The sequence below is a fragment of the Serratia rubidaea genome (assembly GCF_016026735.1).
GTDB lineage: Bacteria > Pseudomonadota > Gammaproteobacteria > Enterobacterales > Enterobacteriaceae > Serratia_B > Serratia_B rubidaea.
Genome location: NZ_CP065640.1, coordinates 4,947,255 through 4,967,451, shown reverse-complemented (window position 1 = coordinate 4,967,451; position 20,197 = coordinate 4,947,255). Strand labels below are relative to the sequence as shown.

Genomic DNA, 20,197 nt, shown 5'->3' with positions numbered 1-20,197 from the left:
GCCTCCGCCCGGTTTACAGCGGGCGACCCTTCAGCAGTTTTCTTACCCACATCCGGTTCGGATTGAGCGCCGCCAGCACCTCGGCGTCGGCCGGCAGCGGTTCGCCGAACAGCTGCGCCGCCAGGATCTCCGCCGCCAGCGGCGCGGAGCACAGCCCGCGTGAGCCAAGCCCGCCGAGCATAAACAGGTTCGGGTAGACCGGCGCCTGCTCGATCACTTCCCCACGCTGACGCCGCTGCGGCAGATTCTGGTACTGCGCCAGCGTTTGCCGGTAGTCCGGCAGCGCGCCGGCCATCGGCAGATGATCGCGGGTGGCGCTGCGCACGCCGCAGCGGGCCTGTCCGCCGCTGACGTCCGCCTGCTGCGTCCACGCCTGTTGCGGCAGGCAGCGCAGCAGCCGCGCGCGGTTTTCCTGCTGCTCCTGCTCGCTGTAGGCGGTATCGGTCACGCCGCGCTGGTAGCTGGCGCCGATGCAGTGCTGCTGATGCTGCGGGCTGACCGGCGTCAGATAACCTTCATAGCATAATACCTGTTGCAGCTGGCCCAGCGCCGGCGCGGTCGGAATATGGGACACCTGGCCGCGCACCGCGTACATCGGCAGCTCGGCGCACTGGGGCAGCGCCGCCAGCTGGTGGCCGTTGGCCAGCAGCACCACCTGATGCTGCCGGCTGGCGCCGTGGCTGAAGTCGAGCCGCCAGCCGCCGAATTCCGCCGTCAGCGCGCTGAGCCGGTGGCGGTAATGGCAGCTCAGCCCCTGGCGCTGCGCCAACTCCAGCGCGCCGCGGGTCAGCTCCGCCGGGCAGAGCCAACCGCCCTGCGGATAGTTGATGCCGCCGAAGCCGCTGTCGACGCTGCACAGCCGGCTGAGCGTATCGCGATCGGCGGCAAAGGCGAACGCTTCCGGCCAGTCGGTAGCCAGCATATTGCCGATTTTCGCCGCGCTTTTTTCATCATAGGCCAGCTGGCTGACGCCGCACCAGCGGTGTTCGAAGGCGACGCCGCGGTCTGCCAGCGTGTCGTACAGACGGCGGGCAAAGGGGAAGGCGGCGCTGAAAAAACGCTCCAGCACGTCGCCGCGGCCGTTGAGTAGCGGATACAGGGCGCCCTGACGGTTGCCGGAGGCGCCGGCGGCCGCTTCATCGTCCGCGCAGTACAGCGTGACGTTGGCGCCGCGCCGCAGCAGCGCCAGCGCGGTGAGGGCGCTGGCAATGCCGCCGCCGACCAGCGCGATATCCTGCGTTGTACCCGCGGCCGGCCGATGGAGCCACGGCGTCGGGTCGGGCGTCAGCGCGCTGTCCGCCGGCAGCGTGCCGACCAGCATTTCGCGCTTCTGGCCGAAGCCTTTGGTTCTTTCCACCGTAAAGCCCGCCTGCTGCAGGCCGCGGCGTACAAAACCGGCGGCGGTAAAGGTGGCGAAGCTGCCGCCCGGCCGGGCGAAGCGCGCCATGGCGGCGAACAGCTGCTCGCTCCACATATCGGGGTTTTTCGCCGGAGCGAAGCCGTCGAGGAACCAGGCGTCGACCTGATTATTGATGCTGTGGTCGAAGCGCGGCAGCAGCGCGTTGACGTCGCCGAACCACAGGTCGAGCGTTATGCGGCCCTCCGCCAGCAGCAGGCGGTGGCAGCCGGGCAGCGCCTGCGGCCAGCTGGCGCGCAGCTGATCGGCGTACGGCGCCAGCTCCGGCCAGCGGGCATGCGCCGCCGCCAGATCCGCCGGCTGCAGCGGAAATTTCTCAAAGCTGATAAAGTGCAGGCGCTGCAGCGGGGCGTCGGGATTGGCCTGCAGATGGCGCTCAAACGCCTGCCACAGGGTTAAAAAGTTCAGCCCGGTGCCGAAGCCGGTTTCCGCCGCGATAAACAGCGGACGCGGATGTGCGGCGAAGCGCGCCGGCAGCCGGTTGCCGCCGAGAAAGACGTAGCGGGTTTCTTCCAGCCCATCCTGATTGGAAAAATAGACGTCATCAAACTGTTTCGAAACAGGTGTACCCTGTTCGTTCCAGGATAGCGCGGCGGTTTGGATGGGGGAGTTGCTCACGGTTGGTTGCTCGTCATTCAAGGAGGTAGCGCGATTTTAACGGCGCTGGCGCTGCGGCGCAAACTGGATAAGAATAAAGCTGAAAAACGCTGATCGGACTTGTTCGGCGTACATCTGTACGCTAAAGTGCGAGGCAAAATCCCGAATGTAAAATTGTGGAAGAGGTATTGAATGAAACGTGCAGTGATTACTGGCCTGGGTATTGTCTCCAGCATTGGTAATAACCAACAGGAGGTCCTGGCGAGCCTGCAGGAAGGACGTTCTGGGATTACTTTCTCTCAGGAGTTAAAAGATTCCGGCATGCGTAGTCACGTATGGGGCAATGTTAAACTGGACACTGCCGGCCTGATCGACCGTAAAGTCGTGCGCTTTATGAGCGATGCTTCCATCTATGCTTACCTGTCCATGCAGGAAGCGATTCAGTCTTCCGGCCTGAAGGAAGAAGAATACCAGAATAACCCGCGCGTCGGCCTGATTGCCGGCTCCGGCGGCGGTTCCCCGCGCTTCCAGGTGTTCGGCGCTGACGCGATGCGCAGCCCGCGCGGCCTGAAGGCCGTTGGTCCTTACGTGGTGACCAAGGCCATGGCTTCCGGCGTTTCCGCCTGCCTGGCGACGCCGTTTAAGATCCACGGCGTCAACTACTCCATCAGCTCCGCCTGCGCCACCTCAGCGCACTGTATCGGCAACGCGGTTGAGCAGATCCAACTGGGCAAACAGGACATCGTCTTTGCCGGCGGCGGCGAAGAGCTGTGCTGGGAAATGGCCTGCGAGTTCGACGCCATGGGCGCGCTGTCCACCAAATATAACGAAACGCCGGAAAAAGCCTCCCGCACCTACGACGCCGATCGCGACGGCTTCGTGATCGCCGGCGGCGGCGGCATGGTCGTGGTCGAAGAGCTGGAGCACGCGCTGGCGCGCGGCGCGCACATCTATGCTGAAATCGTCGGCTACGGCGCCACCTCTGACGGCGCCGACATGGTTGCGCCATCCGGCGAAGGCGCGGTGCGCTGCATGCAGATGGCGATGCAGGATCTGGATGCGCCGATCGACTACATCAACGTACACGGCACCTCTACGCCGGTCGGCGATGTGAAAGAACTGGGCGCAATCCGCGAAGTGTTCGGCGACACCACGCCGGCCATCTCCTCCACCAAAGCGATGACCGGCCACTCGCTGGGCGCCGCCGGGGTGCAGGAAGCGATCTACAGCCTGCTGATGCTGGAACACGGCTTTATCGCCCCGAGCATCAACATTGAAAATCTGGACGAGAAAGCGGCGGGGATGGACATCGTCACCCAGCCGACCACGCGTGCACTGAACACCGTGATGTCCAACAGCTTCGGCTTTGGCGGCACCAACGCCACGCTGGTGATGCGTAAACTGCAGAAGTAAGTTTATTCGTCTGCTGGATAGATTCAGCATCAAACCATGGGTTCGCTTTAGCGAACCCATTTTTTTGCGCGCCAGTTGACGCATGCGCCGCCCGCCATTGACTGAAATCAAAGAATTTTATCCTGCCTCCGTCATGATGACCTCATTCCGTCTCCAGAGGCGAAAGGCATTCGCCGTTTAGCAATACTCTTGGTGACATATTTTCAGGAAGAATAAATGTCCGTTCAGGCCGCTCTGTCACAGTTTATGCACCGTCTGCGCTTCGTCAGCAAACGCGGCGGTGCATGGCTGTTGCTGCTGGTCTGGCTGCTGTTTAACGGGCAGTTAGCGCTGGCCGGCCACGGTTGCGACCTGCGTCCGCTAGGCAGTGCGGTTGCCGCCCAGCATATGGCGCACCTGCAGCCGGATGCGTCGGCGATGGCGCACCCTGCGGGCGCTGATGCGCTGTGTGAAAAGCACTGCGTGCCGGACAATGCGCAGCAGGATCACGCCAGCCTGTCGCTGGCGGCCCTGCCGGCCAGTTTTGGCCTATCGCTCGCCGTACCGCGCTTCGCACCGCAGATTTCCCGTTCCCACTGGCAAACGCCGCCGATAGCAGGGCCGCCGACAGAGGTTGTGTTCTGTCGGTTCCGTGAATAGCCAACCTCGCGTTTTACCGTCCCAGCGGACGGCATTTCGTGTTGGTTAACTATTTTATGGAGCTATCGTTATGCGTAATTTATTGAGCGTTGCCGTTTTTTCACTGCTGTTATCTCCCGTCGTTCTGGCCGCCGAGCCGGCGGCGTCCCACTCTGCCGCCGTGCACGATACGGCGGTTACCCACAGCCAAGGCGTGCTGAAAGCCTGGAATAGTCACAAGGTGTCGATTGCCCACCCGGCGATTGAGTCCTTGGGCTGGCCGCCGATGACCATGAACTTCCTGCAGCCGCAGCCGCCGTTGGCGGAGCTGCCCGCCGATACGCCGATTGAGTTCAGCTTCCGTCAGGTAGACGGCGGCTATCAGCTGATCGCCCTCAGCGCCAGCCAGCAGTAAGGAGCAGCATGTTCAACTTATTTTCTCACCCGATGCGGGTGGGCTGGCTGCTGCTTGCCTGTTGTTCGGCGGGCGCGCAGGCGGCCGGCCTGACGCTGGATCAATCGCTGGCGGCGGCGGAGCGTTACTCCGCCGAACTGTCCGCCAATCGCCATCAGGCCGCGGCGCTGCTCAATATGGCGGACTCCGCGCTGCAGCTGCCGGATCCCAAACTGAAGCTGGGCATTGAGAACGTGCCGGTGCAGGGCGGTAACGGACATCGCCTGACGCGCGACGGCATGACCATGGGGCGCGTCGGCATCATGCAGGATTACGTCAGCGGCGATAAGCGCCAGCGTAAGGCCGACACGCTGCGGGCCGAAGCGGAAAAAACCGCGGCCAGCAGCGCGACGATCCGCGCGCGCCTGCAGCAGCAGACGGCGCAGGCCTGGCTGGAGCTGGCGCTCAGCCGGCAAACCCTGCATGACGCCAGAGCGCTGGTCACGGAGAGCGAGCGCCAGATTGCCGCACAGCGCGCCGGCGTAGCCAGCGGCAGTTCGTCGGCCAGCGAGGTGGTGGACGCGCGCCTGACGCTGTTGGCGATGCAGGATCAAATCAGCATTGCCGAGCGCGATGCGACGGTGGCGCAGGCCAGGCTGACGCAGCTGACCGGACAACAGATCGACCAGGTTGCCGGCAAGCTGCCGCGTTTTGAGCGTTTGCCGGCCGACGGCGACGTGCTGCGCCAGGCGATACGCCAGCACCCGGAGGTAGTGCAGGCCAGCCGCGAGGCCGATGTGGCCAAGGCGCGTTCCGCCCAGTCAGCAATCGCCGCCATTCCCGACGTCGGCGTGGAGCTGTATTACGCGCGCCGCGCCGACGGTTATGAAGATATGGCCGGCGTGATGCTGAGCGTCGATCTGCCGCTGTTTAAAGCGCAAAGGCAGGATAAAAACTATGCCGCCGACGTGTCGCGCACCCTGGAGGCCAACGATCAGCTGACGTTGCTGATCCGCGACCACCAGGCGCAGCTGGACACCCTGCTGGCGCAGTACCAGACGGCGCAGGAGCAGTGGCAACGCCAGCAGCAGCAGGTGATTCCGCTGCAGCAGCAGCGCCTCGATCTGCTGTTGGCGCAGTACCGCAGCGGCGGCAGCAACCTTTCCGCCGTGCTGTCGGCGCGCCGTGCGTTGCTGGATGCCCGGTTGAACGCCGGTCAGGCCGCCCGCCAGCTGGCTCAGCTGTGGGCCGCCATTCGTTATCTGATCCCGCAGGAGACCCTCTGATGAAAATGCGTTTTAACCTTGCGTTATTGGCGGCGCTGGCGGCAGGCGCCGGGGCCGGTTACTGGCTGGCGACGCCGTCGTCGTCCCCGGCGCAGAGCGCAGCGTCAGCGGGCGAGCGTCAGGTGCTGTATTGGTACGATCCGATGGTGCCGGGACAGCGTTTTGACAAGCCGGGGCCTTCACCGTTTATGGATATGGATCTGGTGCCGCGCTATGCCGATGAGGTTGAGGAACAGGGCGGGGTGACCATCAGCGCCCGTCAGCAGCAAAACCTCGGCGTGCGCACCGCGGCGGTGGAGCTGCGGCCGCTGACGCCGCAGCTGGAGGCGTACGGCAGCGTAGCGATTGACGAGCGCGGCGTGCAGACCATCGCCGCGCGCGCCAACGGTCTGGTGGAGAAACTGTGGGTGCGCGCCAGCCAGCAGCAGGTGAAAAAAGGGCAGGCGCTGGCGCAGCTGTGGATCCCGGAGTGGCACGCGGCGCAGCAGGAGTATCTGGCGGTGCGCCGTCTGGGAGACAGCGCGCTGAGCGCCGCGGCGCGTCAGCGCCTGCAGCTGCAGTTTATGCCGGAGGCGGTGATCCGCGAGGTGGAGCGCAGCGGCCGGCCGCAGACGCGCATGACCGTGCGGGCGCCCGCCGACGGTTTTATCAACCGTCTGGATGTGCGTGAAGGCGCGCAGGTCAGCGCCGCGCAAGGGCTGTTTGAACTGGCGACGCTCGATCGGGTGTGGATGGTGATCGACTACCCGCAGGCGCAGGCCGGGGTGGTGCAGGTCGGCGATGCGGTCAGCGCCGGCAGCGCCAGCTGGCCGGGTGAGCGTTTCAGCGGCACGATCGACGAACTGCTGCCGAATGTTGACCCGCTGACGCGCACCTTCCAGGCGCGGGTGAAGCTGCAAAACCCGCAGCACCGGCTTAAACCGGGCATGTATCTGCAGGTGCGGCTCAGCCAGCCGGCGGCGGGGCAGCCGGTGCCGGCGATTCCGCTGGAGGCGTTAATCATGAGCGGCGACCGCAACCGGGTGCTGGTGAGCGAGGGCGACGGCTACTTTATGCCGGTCGAGGTCGCGACCGGTCGGCAGCAGGACGGCTGGGTAGAGATCACGCGCGGGCTGAAGGCCGGGCAGCGGGTGGTGACCGCCGGTCAGTTCCTGATCGACTCTGAGGCCAGCCTGCGCAGCGCGCTGCCGCAACTGGCGGCCGAACCTGCGCAGCACGGGGAGCATGGCGCGCACGGGGCGCATCAGCACCCGGCGGCGGAGACAGCGCCGCAAACCGCGGCGCATGGACAGCATACGGATCACAGCGCACACGGAGGTCATCAATGATAGCTGCAATCATTCGCTGGTCGCTGCGCAACCGGCTGCTGGTGCTGCTGGCGGCGGCGATGCTGGCCGGCTGGGGGATTTGGGCGCTGCAGAAAGCGCCGCTGGACGCCCTGCCGGATCTGTCCGACGTTCAGGTGATCGTCCGCGCCAGCTACCCGGGCAAAGCGCCGCAGGTGGTGGAGGATCAGGTGACCTATCCGCTGACCACCACCATGCTGACGGTGCCCGGCGCGAAAACCGTGCGCGGGTTCTCCATGTTCGGCGACGCCTATGTCTACATCCTGTTTGAGGACGGCACCGATCTGTACTGGGCGCGCTCGCGCGTGCTGGAGTCGCTCAGCCAGGTGCAGTCTTCGCTGCCGCCTCAGGTGAAAGTGGCGCTCGGGCCGGACGCCACCGGCGTCGGCTGGGTGTATGAGTATGCGCTGGTGGACAAAAGCGGTCGCCACAGCCTGGCGGATCTGCGCGCGCTGCAGGATTGGACGCTGAAGTTTGAGCTGAAGACCGTGCCCAACGTCGCCGAAGTGGCCAGCGTCGGCGGCATGGTGCGTCAGTATCAGGTGGTGCTCAACCCGGAAAGCCTGCGCGCGCTCAACGTCTCCCACCAGCAGGTGGTCAAGGCGCTGCAGGAGGCCAATCAGGAGGGCGGCGGCGCGCTGCTGGAAATGGGCGAGGCGGAATATATGGTGCGCAGCGCCGGCTACCTGAAAACGCCGGCGGATTTCGCCGATGTGGTGATTGCGGTGCGCGACGGCGTGCCGATCCTGCTGTCGCAGGTGGCGACGCTGCGTGAGGGGCCGGAGATCCGCCGCGGCGTGGCGGAACTGAACGGCGAAGGGGAAGTGGCCGGCGGCATTGTGGTGATGCGCTACGGCCAGAACGCGCTGGAAACCATCAACGCGCTGAAGGCCAAGCTGCAGCAGCTGCGGCAGACGCTGCCGCCGGGCGTGGAGATCGTCACGGTTTACGACCGTTCACAGCTGATTGAACAGGCGATTGATAATCTGTCGTTCAAGCTGCTGGAGGAGTTCGCGGTGGTGGCGCTGGTATGCACGCTGTTCCTGTTCCACTTCCGTTCGGCGCTGGTGGCGATGGTGACCCTGCCGCTCGGCATTCTCGGCGCGTTTGTGGTGATGCACTACCAAGGGGTGAACGCCAATATCATGTCGCTGGGCGGTATCGCCATCGCCATCGGCGCCATGGTGGATGCGGCGATCGTCATGATCGAGAACATGCATAAGGTGCTGGAGCAGTGGCGGCAGCGCCATCCCGAACGGCAGCCGGCGGCGCAGGACTACTGGCGTATCGCCGAGCAGGCGGCGGTGGAGGTCGGCCCGGCGCTGTTCGGCAGTTTGCTGATTATCACGCTGTCGTTTATCCCGGTGTTCACGCTGCAGGCGCAGGAGGGCAAGATGTTCGCGCCGCTGGCCTTCACCAAAACCTATGCGATGGCGGTGGCGGCCGGGCTGGGCATTACGCTGGTGCCGGTGCTGATGGGCTACTTTATCCGCGGCCGTATTCCCGACGAGCAGGCCAACCCGGTTAACCGCTGGCTGATCCGGCTGTACCAGCCGCTGCTGGCGGCGGTGTTGGCGCGGCCGCGTCTGACGTTGGGCCTTTCCGCGCTGCTGCTGGCGCTGACGCTGTACCCGCTCAGCCGGCTGGGCAGCGAGTTTATGCCGCCGCTCGATGAAGGCGATCTGCTGTATATGCCGTCGACCCTGCCGGGCATTTCGGTGCGTGAGGCGGGGCGTCTGCTGCAGCTGACCGACCGGCTGATTAAAACGGTGCCGGAGGTGGAGACGGTATTCGGCAAGGTCGGGCGGGCGGAGACCGCCACCGACCCGGCGCCGCTCACCATGCTGGAAACCACCATCCGCTTTAAACCGCGCGACCAGTGGCGGCCGGGCATCACCATGGACAAGCTGGTGGCGGAGCTGGACGAGGCGGTCAAGGTGCCGGGCATCGCCAACGTCTGGGTACCGCCGATTCGCAACCGGCTGGATATGCTCTCCACCGGGATTAAAAGCCCGGTGGGGATCAAGGTTAACGGCAGCGACCGGGCGGATATCGAGCGCGTCGCCGGGCAGATTGAGCAGGTGGTGCGGCAGGTGCCGGGCGTTTCCTCGGCGCTGGCGGAGCGGCTCAGCGGCGGGCGCTATGTTGATATCGATATCGACCGCCAGCGCGCCGCCCGCTATGGCGTATCGGTGAACGAGCTGCAGTCGATGGTGGCCTCGCTGGTGGGCGGTGAAAACGTCGGCGAAACCATTGAGGGGCGGGCGCGCTATCCGATTAACGTGCGCTACCCGCGTGAGATCCGCGACTCGCTGCAGGGGCTGCGCGATCTGCCGGTGGTGACGGCGAACGGCAGCCAGCTGCCGCTGTCGGCGCTGGCGGATATCCGCGTCAGCGACGGGCCGCCGATGCTGAAAAGCGAAAACGCCCGGCTGTCGGAGTGGATCTATGTGGATCTGCGCGGCCGGGATCTGAAGTCGGCGGTGGAGGAGATGCAGCAGGCGGTGGCGCAGCAGGTGAAGCTGCCGGCCGGAATTTCGCTCAGTTGGTCCGGGCAGTTCGAGTATCTGGAGCGCGCCAGCGCCCAGCTGAAAATCGTGCTGCCGGTCACCCTGGGGATTATTTTTGTGCTGCTGTTCGTCACCTTCAACAGCGTGCGCGATGCGCTGCTGATTATGGCGACGCTGCCGTTCGCCCTGATCGGCGGCGTCTGGCTGCTGTATCTGCTGGATTACAACCTGTCGGTGGCCGGTGCGGTGGGCTTTATCGCCCTCGCCGGGGTGGCGGCGGAGTTCGGCGTGATTATGGTGCTGTACCTGAACCAGGCGCTGCACAAACAGCAGCAAAGCAGCGGCGGGCCGCTGACCCGTCCGCAGCTGCTGGCGTCGATTACCGAGGGCGCGGTGCTGCGCGTCCGGCCCAAGGTGATGACGGTGGCGACCATTATGGCCGGGCTGCTGCCGATCATGTGGAGCGACGGTGCCGGTTCCGAAGTGATGCAGCGCATCGCCGCGCCGATGATCGGCGGCATGATCAGCGCGCCGATTTTATCGATGCTGGTGATCCCGGCGGTGTATCTGCTGATGCATAAATCGGCGGAGCCATCCGGGGAATAAAACGTTGATTAATTAGGCGAATTGGTATTTTTATTCCTCGGCGCGGTCGGTAATATGCCGGCAGAATTGCCGCCCGTAGGGGGTATTAGCGAGGTGAACGGCAATCGGAGGGGGCCGCAGGAGCGGTTCCTTTGCCACCAGGTGACGTCGCCGTTGCAATTCTCTACGGCGACAATTCAAGGACATCGCATATATACCCTAAATAATTCGAGTTGCAGGAAGGTGGCAAGGGAAGGAATCCCGATGCGCTTACATCAGTAAGTGATTCGGGTGACTGAGTGCAGCCAACACATCTGCAGCTTGAAGTATGACGGGTATATACGTCATTACGACAAGGAGTCTCACTAATGACCTTTCCCTCCCATCAGCGTATTGAACCCGGTTACTGCGTGGTTGAAACACCGGGGTCACTCTCTTCACAGGGCAACATGCTGTTCAGAAATCCACGCAGCGCAGCCGCCGGTTATTTTATGCGGCTAAATGCCGATACGCCTTGGCTGAAGCCCGGACATATCCTGATCGTTGCCGATCCGGCCAATTCCCAGCAAGGGCCGGCCCTAAGGCAGTTACGTCAGGCGAAGAATCGTGTTAACCAGACGCTGGCGCAGGCGGACACGCAACAGGCAAGTTTTCTGCAACGCCATTATGAGACGATAGCCACCGTTCTTAACGGCAGCAGTTCAGGGCTGGCCACGGCCAGCGATGCCGGAAAGCGTTACTTTAGCCGTATTGAAGAGATTCTGAAGCAGATCGAAAGGGCTTACCAGAATCAGTTCCGTACTCAGGGATCGTTGATTAGCCAGCAGTTTTTTGTGGAGCGTAACCGGTTATTCGCTGAACTTAAGACGATGCTGGATAAGCCGATTTTCAACCGCCTGCCGCGTAAAATTATTAATCTACATCCGTATGAGCGGATGAAAAGAGCCTTAAACTTATCCAGCCGTTCGATTGTCCATGAGTGGACGACGGCCGGCGTGGGGGCGATCGGCGGCTACTCGACCTATCTGGACGGCACCAGCAGAGCGATCAGGTTTATGCGCAGCGCCGGCTGGGTGGGGCTGGGTATTACTGCGACCAGTACGACCAATGATATCTATCATTCCTGTACGGTCGGCCGCGAAAGTGAATGTACCCGGGTCGCGTTCAGAGAGTATGGTTCATTTCTTTTTGGTACAGGTGGCGGCGCCATTGGCGGTAGTATGGGAGCGATGGCTGGAGGAGGCCTCTGCGTGGCGTTGGGTATTATCAGCGCACCGATGGCCGGTAGTGCGGGGCTTGCTTGTGCGATTATCGGTGCTTCTGCGGGGAGCCTTGTTGGTGGCGCCGTGGCAGGTTCATTCGGTGGGATGGCCGGTGAAAACTTTTATAAAATAATAGGTAATAAATGATTTCGATTTTACTGGATGTCGGCACGATACTCTCTTTCCTGGCTATTTTTATCGGTTTTCTCACCATGATTTTTTTTGGGATAAACCGCAAAAAATATAAGCGCATTGTCGCCCTATATGCAAACGAGGGGTTGTACATGAATGATTTCAATCAACTCGCTGTATACTTTGGCTATTTTGGCAGCTATTTCCCAACGGATTTTTTCAATAAGTTATTGAAAAACAAAAAGATAAAAACAGGAAAGGATACCTTTGTGCCATCGGAGGCGTATACATTTCTGCAATCTCTTCCCCGCGAGTTAACGGGGTGGATCACGACATATCATCGGATGCATATCATCTGGTCGACCTTATTTTTGATAGGTTGCACCATGTTGGGGATTGTCAAAGTATTCGTGGGATACCCAATTGATTAATCAGTGTATTAGTGCCAATGACTGGCAGGCCGCATTGGGCCATTGCCAGTCATTGGCTATGTGGCGCTACTGCAGCAAAAACGCCTTAAACTGCGGTGTCATCTGCGCGCTGAAGCCGTCGTCGGTTTTGCTGATCATATACACCGCCAGCCCTTGCTGTTCCGCCAGCTTCATCGCCTTTTCGCTGCCGAGCACCATCAGGCCGGAGTCCCAGCCGTCGGCTTCCAGCGCGGTGGGGGCGATCACCGTCACCGAGACCAGGCGGTGGTTAATCGGCCGGCCGGTGTTGGGGTCAATAATGTGCGAATAGCGCTGACCGTTCTGCTCAAAGTAGTTGCGGTAGCTGCCGGCGGTGCTGATGCCGTAGCCCTGCAGATCCACCAGCGCCTGCACCGCGTTTTCCTGGTCGGTGGGTTTTTGGATCGCCACGCGCCACGGCTGGCCCTGGCCGTTAACGCCGCGTGAACGCACCGCACCGCCCACCGACACCAGGTAGTTGGTGATGCCTTTACGCGCCATCAGCTGCGCCAGCAGATCCGCACCGTAGCCTTCGCCCAGCGTCGACAGATCGACATACAGCCCCGGCAGATCTTTTTGCAGCCACTCGCCCTGCGCATTACTGGTCAGCGTCAGGTGCTGCAGGCCGACGTTACGTTTGGCGGCGTCGATCTGCTGCTGGCTGGGAACGCTCACCGGACGTTTGTCCGGGCCAAAGCCCCACAGATTCACCAGCGGACCGACGGTGATGTTCATCGCGTCATGGGTATCGCGGCCGATGCGCTGGGCGGTGAGAATAATATCCGCCATGCCGCGCGGGATCGGCTGCGGCGCACTGCTGTGTGAACGGTTAAAGCGCGACAGCACCGAATCGGCGCGGTAGGTGGAGATATCGTCATTGGCCTGCTCCAGCAGCGCGTCGATCTCCTGCTGCAGCTGCTGACGGTTTTCCGTCACCTCGCCGCTGATTTTGACGCTGTAAAACGTTCCCATGGTTTTACCGGCGATATCCATCTGCGGGCGGGTGGCGGCGTTATCGCAGGCGGTGAGCAGCATCAGCGCGGCGACGAACGGCAGGCTTCTGGCGAAAGAGTAGGCCATGGCGGGATCCTTGAAGACAAAATAAAGGCGCTATAAATAGAGCAAAGCGCGGCAAATAGAAAGGGGCGGCGGCGACAAAATGCATTTTGTTGCACAACGGGAGAGGTGCCGGCGCGCTCAGTCGGGGCGCAGATGAGCCAGACGCGCCACGGCGGCGCTGATTTCTCCCGGCGTGAGCGCGGCAAAGCCCAGCAGCCAGCCGTCGCGCCGTGCGGCGTCGAGTTGGTAATGGGCCGCCAGCCCGGGCGTCAGCACGCCGACCTGTCTGGCCTGGCGGGTCAACGCCGCTTCGCAGCCTGCCGGCAGCCACACGCTGAGCTGCAGGCCGCCGTGGGTCGGCTGCGGCGTGGCAAAGTGCCGCCAGTGGCGTGCTATTTGCTGCTGCAGATGGTCGCGGCGGCTGCGGTACAGCTGGCGCATATAGCGGATATGGGCGGCAAAATGTCCCTGACGCATAAATTCCGCGGTGACGGCCTGATTCAGCTGGGTGGTGTGGCCGTCATAGACGCTGCGGGCGGTGACGAAGGCCTCCACCAGCGCCGGCGGCACAATCAGATAGGCCAGCCGCAGCGCAGGAAACAGCGATTTGGAAAATGTGCCGAGATACAGCACGTTGCCGGCGCGATCCAGCCCCTGCATGGCGGGCATCGGCTGGCCGTCATAGTGAAACTCGCTGTCATAGTCGTCTTCCACGATCCACGCCCGCTGTTTTTCCGCCTGCGCCAGCAGCGCCAGCCGGCGGGCCAGGCTGAGCGTCACGCCGCTGGGATACTGGTGCGAGGGGGTCAGGTAGATCAGGCGCGGAGCGGGCAGCGCGTCATGGGGCCGCATACCGGCGTCATCCACCGCGACGGGGGTGAGCTGTGCGCCGGCGCTGAGAAAAGCGTTGCGCGCGCCGAGATAGGCGGGATCTTCAATCCACACCCGGTCGCCGTCGTCCAGCAACAGGGTGGTGATCAGCTGCAGGGCCTGTTGCGAGCTGGTCAGCACGATCACCTGCTGCGCATTGCAGTTAACGCCGCGCGTTTGGTTGACGTGGGCGGCGATCGCCTCCCGCAGCGGCGGGTAGCCCTGCGGGTCGCCGTAGCGCATTAATGCTTCCCCCTGTCGCCGCCACTGCTGCGCCGTCAGCTGTTGCCACTGTTTAACGGGGAACAGGCGCAGATCGGGGGAGCCGGCGGCGAACGGCAGCGGTCTTTGCGGATCGCGGCAGCCGCCGGTGGCGACGATCTGGCTGCCGCGGCGGGAAAGCTGCGGGCGCGGCTGCGGCCGGCCGGGCGGGCGCATTTTGGTCACCGAGATGGCGACAAAGGTGCCCTGACCGACGCGGCGCTGTAAATATCCCTCGGCCTCCAGCTGGCCGTAGGCGGCCTCCGCCGTGACGCGTGAGACGCCTAAATCGGCGGCCAGCGTGCGGCTGGAGGGCAGACGTTGCCCGCAGGTCAGTGCGCCGCTGTGAATCGCGCGCCGCAGCGTACTGCAGACGCGTTCGCGCAGCGGGGTGTCGGCCTGTTCCGGCCGTTGGAACAGCGTCAGCAGCGTTTGTGTCATGATCGGTCTTATCGGTGATAAAAAATGGGTCTCATTGATAAGACCAAAATAGGGCATGCTTGTCATCATCATTTGATCGCAACTGAGGGTAAACAGCATGACGTATCGTTCACAGGTTTTAGCATTTCCCCCGGCCGAAGCGGCAGAGAACCTGGCGTATCTGGCGGCAAAACTGCGTTTTTATACCGATGCCTGGGATGTGGCGGAGGATTTACGTCACGGCGTTGACGCCATCGTGGTCATTGATGCGCGTTCCGAACAGCACTATCTGGCGGGGCACATTCCCGGCGCCGTCAGCCTGCCGCACCGGCGGATGGATGAGGCCGGCACGGCGGCGCTGGATCGCGATAAAGTGTATATCACCTACTGCGACGGTATTGGCTGTAACGCGTCGACGAAGGGGGCCTATCAGCTGGCCCGGCTAGGGTTTAAGGTCAAGGAGCTGATTGGCGGGCTGGATTTCTGGCTGCGCGACGGCTATCCGGTGGTCAGCGGCGCGTCGCGCGGTTCTCTGGCGGGACAGCCGTCAGATGTCGACTGCGGCTGCGCCTGACGTCTACGGTTACAACACCAGCGCCAGGACGATCGCCAGCACCAGCAGCAGCGCAAGCAGCGTCCAGCCCCGCTTGCCGAGGGCGGCCTGCAGCGGCAGCACCACGTTGGCGATCAGCGGGTTGAGTTGCGGCTGCGGCGTTTGCGTTTCGCTGTGGATGGTCGGCGTGACGCCGGCTTTTTCCAACCGGCGGGCGAACAGCTGGTTCACCGCGTCGTTGACCTGCGCCTGGGTCAGCGGGGTATTGGCCGCGCAGTGGAGGCGCGTCTGGCCGTAATCCAGCAACTGCTGCTGCTCTTGCCGATCCGCCGGCTGTTTCAGCACCGTCAGCAGATTATTCAGCGTCGGGGCGTGCTGCGCGCTCAGCGCCGTTTTCACCTGCAGATACTGGCTCAACAGCTGGAAGTGGCGCGCCGGCAGCGGATCGTTGGTTTTTACGCCGACCAGATTAAACAGGCTTTGCCAGATTTTGGCCGGCGATTCGCCGGTGGCGGCGCTCAGGCGCGTCACCTGCTGCTGTAGGTTCTGATGCTCGGCCGGCAGGAGAGGGCGATCGCTGACGGCGCTCTGCTGCGGATGCGGAATGGTCAGGCTGCCGCTCTGCAGCTGGTTCAGCACCTGCTGCAGCTGCGGATGGCTGAGCTGGCTCAGCACGGTGTGGCCGAACTGCTGGCGGATAAAATCGCTGACCGCCTGCCGGTTATTGCCCTGCGGCAGCAGTTCGGTCAACTGCTGCAACAGCTGACGGCTGGCGTGATTTTGCTGCGCTTGTCCCAGACGCTGCTGCAACAGCTGCTCTGCCGGCTGAAAGTGGCGGGCCCGCAGTTCGCTGCCGTCGGTGGCGCCCAGATCGTGGCGCAGACTGGCCCAAATCTCGGCGGACTTGGCCGGGCTGAGGGCCATAATCTTGACCACCAGCTTTTCCAGCGTGGTGCGCTGCGCCGGAGAGAGCGGCTGCGTATCGGAAGTGGTGTTTTTCTCCCCGGATGGGGGGCGATCGGAAAGGTTGTGGGCGCCGGGGCCGCTCAAAGGTTGCATATCACCAGTCCTTCGCTGTGCAGAAAGAAGTCATACCCGGCGAAAAGCGCAGGTTCTATAAGTCGTATAGCGACTATGATACCTGTAAATTCCCCTTATCAATACCATCCGCGCGACATTTCTTTACAGGTAAAACGTTGCCAATCGTCTCGTCGCCGTTAAGATAGGCGGATTACGCTTACGAGGATGTCATGGTCAAACGGCAACAGATTGCAAAATGGTTTTTATGCCTGGCTTGCCTGGTCGTACTGACCTGCATGACGCAGCGCATGGCGAGCCTGCACGCGCTGCAACTGACGCTCGGCATCCCGACGGTCAGCGCCGCCGCGGCCGGTGACGACGGTGAGCCCGTTGCCGCCACCAGCCCGTGCGAGCTGAGCGCCAAATCACTGCTGGCCGCGCCGCCGGTGATCTTCGAAAGCGTCCTGCTGGGGCTGGGCCTGCTGTTGGCGCTGCTGGCCCCGGTGATCACCGCGCGTCTGCGCATTCCGCCGCCGCGTGCGGTTTCCCCGCCCACCCTCAGGGTGCACCTGCGATTATGCGTTTTCCGTGAATGAGTTTATCGCCCAACCTGGACGATAACTGACTCATTTACGGAGAAAAATATGTTGAATACCTTTAGGTCGGCGTTAGCCTGCCTGCTGCTGCTATGGCTGCCGATGCTGCAGGCGGCGGACAGCGGCTGGCTGCAAAGTCCGACCAACGATCACGCCAAGGTGCGGCTGCGCGCCGATACCTCTCAGGCCGGAGAAACGCGCCTGCTGCTGTCGGTAGAGCTGCAGAAGGGCTGGAAAACCTACTGGCGCTCGCCCGGCGAAGGCGGCATCGCGCCGGCGATCAAGTGGCAGGGCGAACCGCCGCCGTCGGCCGAATGGTTCTGGCCGGCGCCGCAGCGCTTTGACGTGGCGGGCATCACCACCCAGGGCTACCACGACGGCGTTACCATCCCGATCGTCATCAAGGGGCCTGCGCCGGCGAATCTGGCCGGCACCCTGACGCTGTCGACCTGCAGCAACGTCTGCATCCTGACCGACTATCCGTTCAAGCTGGATCTGTCGGCGGCCAATGACGCGCAGTTCAGCCATGACTTTGCCCAGGCGATGGGCAAAGTGCCGATCGCCAGCGGCCTGACGGACAATCTGCGCGTCGGTTACCGCAACGGCGAGCTGCAGATCAGCGCCGATCGCAACGCGGGCGCCAGCTGGCGTCAGCCTGCGCTGTTCTTTGACACCCTGCCGGATGCCGATATCGGCAAACCGGTCATCAGCCACAGCGGCGGCGGAATGCAGGCGCGGGTGCCGGTCAGCGACGGCTGGGGCGACGCCGCGCCCGATCTGCGCGGACAGACGCTGACGCTGGTGGTCGTCGACGACGGCCTGGCGCAGCAAACCACGCTGACCGTCGGCGAGCCGCTGGCGCTGTCGTCTGCGGACGGCGTAACGCTGTGGCAGGCGGTGCTGATGGCGCTGGCCGGCGGATTGATTCTCAACCTGATGCCGTGCGTGCTGCCGGTGCTGGGGATGAAGCTGGGCTCGATCCTGCAGGTAGAGCAGCGCGACCGGCGCAGCGTACGGGCGCAGTTCCTCGCCTCCAGCGCCGGGATTGTGGCGTCGTTTCTGGTGCTGGCGCTGCTGATGACCGCCCTGCGGCTGAGCAATCAGGCGCTGGGCTGGGGCATCCAGTTCCAGAACCCGTGGTTTATCGGCTTTATGGTGCTGGTGACGCTGCTGTTTAGCGCCAACCTGTTCGGCCTGTTCCACCTGCAGCTCTCTTCCGGGCTCAGCACCCGGCTGGCGACCCACGGCGGCCAGGGGATGAGCGGTCACTTCTGGCAGGGGGCGTTCGCCACGCTGCTGGCAACGCCGTGTACGGCGCCGTTCCTCGGCACCGCGGTGGCTTTTGCGCTGGCCGCGCCGCTGCCGGTGCTGTGGGGCATGTTCCTGGCGCTGGGCATCGGCATGAGCCTGCCGTGGCTGCTGATTGCCGCCTGGCCGGCGCTGGCGCTGCGTCTGCCGCGTCCCGGCCGCTGGATGAACGTGCTGCGTCTGGTGCTGGGCCTGCTGATGCTGGCATCGTCGCTGTGGCTGCTGAGCCTGATGACCAACCATATCGGCGTACAGGCGACGCTGGTGGTCGGCGGCGCGCTGCTGTTGGGCTTGCTGCTGGCGGTCTGGCGCCGCTACGGCGCGCGTTCGGCGGGCATCGCCGGCGCCAGCCTGCTGGTGGTGACCGGCCTGACGCTGCTGACGCTGTCGCTGACGGCGAACCTGTGGCGGCAGCCGCTGCAGGACCGGGTGACGTGGCAGCCGCTGAGCGAGCAGGCCATCACCCAGGCGCTGGCCCAGAACAAGCGGGTGTTCGTCGATGTGACCGCCGACTGGTGCGTCACCTGTAAAGCCAACAAATTCAACGTATTGATGCGTGACGATGTACAGCAGGCGCTGATGGCCGATGACGTGGTGGCGCTGCGCGGCGACTGGAGCCGGCCTTCGGCCGAGATTAGCGCGTTTCTGCAACGCCGCGGCAGCGTCGGCGTCCCTTTCAACCAGATTTATGGCCCCGGCAGCCCGGACGGCGTGGTGTTATCCCCTTTATTAACCCGCGATGCCGTTCTTAAAACCCTGTCCGCCGCCAAAGGAACTGAACAATGAAGAAATTACTGATTATTTTACTGCTGATGGTGTCCCCGGCGTGGGCCGCCGCGCCTTTTACCCCGGAACAGGAGGCGCGCGTTAAGGAGATGATCCGTGAAACGCTGGTGTCCAACCCGGATATTCTGGCGCAGGCGGTTGACGCCTGGCAGCAGCAAACCGCCGATCAACAGGTCAGCCAGGTGATCAAGCAGCAGGCGAAAACCCTGTATCAGGATCCGGCCAGCCCGCGCCTGGGGGCGAAGGACGCCAAGCTGACGATGGTGACCTTTACCGATTACAACTGCCCGTACTGCAAGCGTTTTGACCCGATGCTGGAAAAAATCGTCAAGAAATATCCGGACGTAGCGCTGGTGGTGAAACTGCTGCCGTTTAAAGGCGAAAGCTCGGTCAGTTCGGCGCGCATCGCATTGACCACCTGGCAGCAGAACCCGCAGCAGTTCTGGGCGCTGCACCAGCGGCTGATGGCGAAAAAGGGCTTCCACGATGACGCCAGCATCGCCGCGGCGCAGCAGAAAACCGGCGTGAAGGCGGTGACGCCGAGCGAGCAGAGTATGAGCACGCTGCGCACCAATATGCAGCTGGCGGAACAGCTGGGGGTGCAGGGCACGCCGGCGACGCTGATTGGCGATCAGATGCTGCCGGGGGCGGTGTCCTACGAGCAGCTGGAGTCGCTGGTGAAACAGCAGCTGGCTCAGGCTGACAATGGCTAGGCTGAAGCGCTGGGGGCGCGAAATTGCGCTGCTGTTGCTGATGCTGGCGGGGATTCTGTTCGCCATGGACCTGTGGCGCGCACCACAGGCGCCGCCGGCGTTCGACAGCCAGCGCCTGACCACCCTGGACGGCGCGACGCTCTCGCTGGCGCAGCGTAGTCAGGAACGGCCGCTGCTGGTGTACTTTTGGGCCAGCTGGTGCGGCGTCTGCCGCTACACCACCCCCAGCGTCGCCAAGCTGGCGCAGCAGGGCGGCAACGTGTTGAGCGTGGCGCTGCGTTCCGGCGATGACCAGCAGGTGGCGGCCTGGCTGGCCGCCAAGCGGCTGAGTCTGCCGGTGGTTAACGATCCCGCCGGCGAGCTGGCAGCGCGCTGGCAGGTGGGCGTTACGCCCACCTTCGTCATCATCGATAAGGGCAAGGTGGTGCAGAGCACCACCGGCTGGACCAGCTACTGGGGCATGAAGCTGCGCCTGTGGTGGGCGGCCTGGTAGCAGAGTATGTCAGGGGAGGGAGACCGGTGATGTAAAAACACACGTAAAGAAGTTTGTGTGGTAATTCACCGGTCTTGGCTCCCTGTTTTTAATATCTTCCGCTGTTGTT

17 protein-coding genes are annotated in these 20,197 nt (G+C 63.3%); 13 read left to right on the top strand and 4 right to left on the bottom strand.

The window, feature by feature from the left end; all coding sequences use genetic code 11:
- Positions 1–13 precede the first annotated feature (13 nt).
- Entirely contained in the window at positions 14–2,035 is a 2,022-nt protein-coding gene (gene mnmC, locus I6G83_RS23345; protein WP_054306703.1) for a bifunctional tRNA (5-methylaminomethyl-2-thiouridine)(34)-methyltransferase MnmD/FAD-dependent 5-carboxymethylaminomethyl-2-thiouridine(34) oxidoreductase MnmC, read from the bottom strand.
- A 171-nt stretch (positions 2,036–2,206) separates the two neighbouring features.
- On the opposite strand from mnmC, the gene fabB reads away from it, so the two are divergent.
- The 8 genes from fabB (at position 2,207) to I6G83_RS23305 (ending at position 11,991) form a co-directional block, all read left to right on the top strand.
- On the top strand, positions 2,207–3,427 hold the full coding sequence (gene fabB / locus I6G83_RS23340) for a beta-ketoacyl-ACP synthase I (protein WP_054306702.1): 1,221 nt from the start codon (positions 2,207–2,209) through the stop codon (positions 3,425–3,427).
- 216 nt (positions 3,428–3,643) lie between these two features.
- Positions 3,644–4,066, top strand: coding sequence for a hypothetical protein (locus tag I6G83_RS23335; RefSeq protein ID WP_015673215.1), 423 nt, complete (start codon positions 3,644–3,646; stop codon positions 4,064–4,066).
- Between the two features lie 70 nt (positions 4,067–4,136).
- Positions 4,137–4,460, top strand: coding sequence for a copper-binding protein (locus tag I6G83_RS23330; protein ID WP_054306701.1), 324 nt, complete (start codon positions 4,137–4,139; stop codon positions 4,458–4,460).
- A gap of 8 nt (positions 4,461–4,468) precedes the next feature.
- Complete coding sequence (locus tag I6G83_RS23325; RefSeq protein ID WP_054306700.1) at positions 4,469–5,725, top strand: TolC family protein; 1,257 nt, start codon at positions 4,469–4,471, stop codon at positions 5,723–5,725.
- A complete protein-coding gene (locus I6G83_RS23320) occupies positions 5,725–7,053 on the top strand; it encodes an efflux RND transporter periplasmic adaptor subunit (protein WP_054306699.1) in 1,329 nt (442 codons plus the stop codon). Before I6G83_RS23325 ends, I6G83_RS23320 begins: the two co-directional genes overlap by 1 nt.
- On the top strand, positions 7,050–10,187 hold the full coding sequence (locus I6G83_RS23315; protein ID WP_054306698.1) for an efflux RND transporter permease subunit: 3,138 nt from the start codon (positions 7,050–7,052) through the stop codon (positions 10,185–10,187). Before I6G83_RS23320 ends, I6G83_RS23315 begins: the two co-directional genes overlap by 4 nt.
- 347 nt (positions 10,188–10,534) lie before the next feature.
- Entirely contained in the window at positions 10,535–11,575 is a 1,041-nt protein-coding gene (locus I6G83_RS23310; RefSeq protein ID WP_054306697.1) for a hypothetical protein, read from the top strand.
- Entirely contained in the window at positions 11,572–11,991 is a 420-nt protein-coding gene (locus I6G83_RS23305; RefSeq protein ID WP_054306696.1) for a hypothetical protein, read from the top strand. Before I6G83_RS23310 ends, I6G83_RS23305 begins: the two co-directional genes overlap by 4 nt.
- 66 nt (positions 11,992–12,057) lie before the next feature.
- Here the strand turns inward: I6G83_RS23305 and apbE are convergent, their stop codons facing one another.
- Positions 12,058–13,089 carry an FAD:protein FMN transferase ApbE gene (apbE, locus tag I6G83_RS23300; protein ID WP_054306695.1) on the bottom strand — a complete coding sequence of 344 codons (1,032 nt, stop codon included), beginning with the start codon at positions 13,087–13,089 and terminating at the stop codon, positions 12,058–12,060.
- Positions 13,090–13,206: 117 nt separating this feature from the next.
- Positions 13,207–14,640 carry a MocR-like pyridoxine biosynthesis transcription factor PdxR gene (gene pdxR / locus I6G83_RS23295; protein ID WP_225365566.1) on the bottom strand — a complete coding sequence of 478 codons (1,434 nt, stop codon included), beginning with the start codon at positions 14,638–14,640 and terminating at the stop codon, positions 13,207–13,209.
- 97 nt (positions 14,641–14,737) lie between these two features.
- On the opposite strand from pdxR, the gene I6G83_RS23290 reads away from it, so the two are divergent.
- Positions 14,738–15,193, top strand: coding sequence for a rhodanese-like domain-containing protein (locus I6G83_RS23290; protein ID WP_054305571.1), 456 nt, complete (start codon positions 14,738–14,740; stop codon positions 15,191–15,193).
- Positions 15,194–15,202: 9 nt separating this feature from the next.
- Here I6G83_RS23290 and flk read toward each other — a convergent pair whose 3' ends face one another.
- Positions 15,203–16,231 (bottom strand): flagella biosynthesis regulator Flk, encoded by a 1,029-nt coding sequence (flk, locus tag I6G83_RS23285; RefSeq protein ID WP_015673207.1) that lies wholly within the window; start codon positions 16,229–16,231, stop codon positions 15,203–15,205.
- 191 nt (positions 16,232–16,422) lie between these two features.
- Between flk and I6G83_RS23280 the strand changes: the two genes are divergently transcribed.
- From I6G83_RS23280 to I6G83_RS23265, 4 genes are read left to right on the top strand one after another with little or no spacing between them, the layout of a single operon-like run.
- Positions 16,423–16,788, top strand: coding sequence for a hypothetical protein (locus I6G83_RS23280; RefSeq protein ID WP_054305572.1), 366 nt, complete (start codon positions 16,423–16,425; stop codon positions 16,786–16,788).
- A gap of 48 nt (positions 16,789–16,836) precedes the next feature.
- Positions 16,837–18,882, top strand: a complete 2,046-nt coding sequence (locus I6G83_RS23275) for a protein-disulfide reductase DsbD family protein (RefSeq protein ID WP_054305573.1) — start codon at positions 16,837–16,839, stop codon at positions 18,880–18,882.
- A complete protein-coding gene (locus I6G83_RS23270) occupies positions 18,879–19,595 on the top strand; it encodes a DsbA family protein (RefSeq protein ID WP_054305574.1) in 717 nt (238 codons plus the stop codon). The genes I6G83_RS23275 and I6G83_RS23270 overlap by 4 nt, the downstream gene beginning before the upstream one ends.
- Entirely contained in the window at positions 19,588–20,088 is a 501-nt protein-coding gene (locus tag I6G83_RS23265; protein WP_054305575.1) for a protein disulfide oxidoreductase, read from the top strand. Before I6G83_RS23270 ends, I6G83_RS23265 begins: the two co-directional genes overlap by 8 nt.
- The last annotated feature ends 109 nt before the right edge of the window (positions 20,089–20,197 follow it).